Source organism: Salipiger sp. HF18 (assembly GCF_011806505.1).
Lineage (GTDB): Bacteria > Pseudomonadota > Alphaproteobacteria > Rhodobacterales > Rhodobacteraceae > Salipiger > Salipiger thiooxidans.
The window spans coordinates 1-2,033 of the sequence record NZ_JAATOS010000626.1 but is presented as its reverse complement, the minus strand read 5'-3'; the positions used below and the strand labels follow the sequence as shown (position 1 = coordinate 2,033).

Genomic DNA, 2,033 nt, shown 5'->3' with positions numbered 1-2,033 from the left:
GGCCTTCAGAACCTTGTAGCGGCCGAGCTCCGAATAGACCTTTTCGGCGGCCTTCTCGCGGATGTGGCAGGTGTTGAGAAGGATCATGTCCGCGTCGTCGGGGCTGTCGGTCTGCACGTAGCCCTGCCCGCCCATGGCCTCGGCCATCCGCTCGCTGTCGTAGACGTTCATCTGGCACCCGTAGGTCTTGATGAAGAGCTTCTTGGGCTGGGTCATGGCTTGCTCCCGGTGGCGCGGTTCAAGTCGGGGCGGATAGCGCAAAACCGCCCGCGTGAAAAGCCCGCGCGGCCCGGGCCCGTCGTCACCGGCCCCTGCCCCGCGTCCGTCTTTGCCATGAATACCCGCAAACGCCCCGCCCTGACCAGCGCCGCGGGGCCTGCCATCGCGCTTGCATCCCCGGACGATTTCCAGAATCCTCCGCCCGGGACCCGCAGCGAGGCAGAGCATGTTGTACCCCGGCCTCAGCGCCTTTCTGAAGACCGCCCGCAGCACCATGGGCGAGGGCCCGGTGGCGATGTTTATCTGCGAGGACGACACCGAGATCTACACCACGCTGCGCCACCACCTGCAGGCGGGCTTCCGCTGCATCCTGGCCTTCATGCCGCCGCATTTCACGCTCGCGCCCGACCTGCACGACCGCGTCCACCGCATCGAGCACGACATGACCGCCGAACGCGCCGTGGCCGACGCCGTCACGCGGGTGAGCGAGGCGGCCCCCGGGCTCTGGATGTTCTACTGCTACAACGCCGAGTACCTGTTTTACCCGTTTTGCGAGACCCGCTCGGTCTCGGAGATGCTGGCCTTCCACGGCGATGAACGGCGCGACGCGATGCTGACCTATGTCATCGACCTCTACGCCGGCGACCTGCAGCGCTATCCTGACGCGGTGTCGCTGGACGAGGCCTTCCTCGACCGCTCGGGCTATTACGCGCAGGCCCGCAACGATCCCGCCAACCACAGTCACCCCAAGGAACGCCAGCTCGACTTCTTCGGCGGGCTGCGCTGGCGCTACGAGGAACACGTGCCGCCCGAGCGCCGCAAGATCGACCGCATCGCGCTGTTCCGCGCCAAGGCAGGCCTGCGGCTGCGCGACGACCACACCTTCAGCGACGAGGAATACAACACCTACGCCTGCCGCTGGCACAACAACCTGACCGCGGCGCTGGTCTCCTTCCGCACCGCCAAGGCGCTGAAGCGCAACCCGGGCAGCAGCTTCGACATTCACAGCTTCCGGTGGCACAACTCGACGCCCTTCGAGTGGCACTCGCAACAGCTGCTGGACCTCGGACTGATGGAGCCGGGCCAGTGGTTCTGATGGCGCTGAGCACCCGCGTCCTGACCGCGGACGACGCCGATGCGTGGAAGGCCCTGCGCGTCGAGGCGGTCGAGGCCTACCCCTCGGCCTTCCTCGCCAGCGCCGAGGAGGCGCGCGCCATGCCGCCCGAGACGGTCGCGCAGATGCTGGCGCAGGGCATGACGCTGGGGCTTTTCGAGGCGGCGGAGCTTGTCGGCATGGCGGGGCTGCGCCGCCTGCCCTTCGCCCGCGCCGCGCACCGGGTCGAGATCGGCGGCTTCTACATCCGCCCCCGGCTGCACGGACAGGGCGCCGCCGAGCGGCTGATGCAGGCGATCGTGGATCACGCCATGGCGCTCGGGGTCTGGCAGCTCGAGCTCTGCGTGGCCGAGCAGAATGCCCGCGCCATCCGGTTCTACGAACGGCGCGGCTTCGTGCGGCAGGGGCGGATGCCGAACACGGTGGTGGGCCCCGACGGGCCCGAGACCGACCTGTTCTACACCCGCGACCTGCGCGGCTGAGCTCAGTCGAACTCTTCGGTGACGATGTCCGCCTCGGCCATGTCGAGCGATGTCAGCTCGGTCACCATGTCGTCGAGCATGGCGTCGGGGCCGCAGATGTAGCAGGTGTCGCGGCCCGGCGTGACGTAGTCGCGCAGAAGCGCCGCGTCGATCTTCTCGTAGTGCAGCGGGCTCTCGGTCTCTTCGGTGACGATGAAACGGGTCCTGAGCCCCGGCAT

The 2,033-nt window shown here is 68.1% G+C and carries 2 protein-coding genes and 2 pseudogenes; 2 read left to right on the top strand and 2 right to left on the bottom strand.

Features of this window, described 5'->3' with window-relative positions; genetic code table 11:
* Positions 1 to 216, bottom strand: a pseudogene (locus HC022_RS25090) (tRNA (N6-isopentenyl adenosine(37)-C2)-methylthiotransferase MiaB); the annotation flags it as partial.
* A 229-nt stretch (positions 217 to 445) separates the two neighbouring features.
* On the opposite strand from HC022_RS25090, the gene HC022_RS25085 reads away from it, so the two are divergent.
* Together HC022_RS25085 and HC022_RS25080 are read left to right on the top strand one after the other, a co-directional pair.
* Positions 446 to 1,315: a hypothetical protein gene (locus tag HC022_RS25085; protein ID WP_167454200.1), complete on the top strand. Its 870-nt coding sequence runs from the start codon at positions 446 to 448 to the stop codon at positions 1,313 to 1,315.
* Positions 1,315 to 1,815, top strand: a complete 501-nt coding sequence (locus HC022_RS25080; RefSeq protein WP_175583734.1) for a GNAT family N-acetyltransferase — start codon at positions 1,315 to 1,317, stop codon at positions 1,813 to 1,815. Before HC022_RS25085 ends, HC022_RS25080 begins: the two co-directional genes overlap by 1 nt.
* Before the next feature lie 2 nt (positions 1,816 to 1,817).
* On the opposite strand, the pseudogene HC022_RS25075 reads toward HC022_RS25080, so the two are convergent.
* Positions 1,818 to 2,033: pseudogene (locus HC022_RS25075) on the bottom strand (flavodoxin reductase); the annotation flags it as partial.